A 232-nucleotide genomic window follows, 5' to 3' on the forward strand; every position below is an offset into this window, starting at 1 on the left:
ATAAACGACCAGGTCGCCACACTGTCAGGCAACTTGAACCGCCGCCCCGGCGTGCCATGCAAATTGTGACCCGCAGTCGGCAACCCCCGCGCCATCCACAACCCCACCAGGCAACACACCGCCAGAATCCAGAAGATCGGCCGCGGCCCAACCTGCAACGTCAGCCACCCACCCAACGGCAAGGCCAGCATCGGCCCCAGGGCAATCAACGCCCGCGACCGCCCCGCCCGCC

At 67.2% G+C, this 232-nt stretch carries 1 pseudogene; it reads right to left on the bottom strand.

What is annotated here, in order from left to right:
• Positions 1 to 232, bottom strand: a pseudogene (locus HX846_RS39835) (MFS transporter); the annotation flags it as partial.

The sequence above is a fragment of the Pseudomonas sp. K5002 genome (assembly GCF_013386655.1).
Taxonomy (GTDB): domain Bacteria; phylum Pseudomonadota; class Gammaproteobacteria; order Pseudomonadales; family Pseudomonadaceae; genus Aquipseudomonas.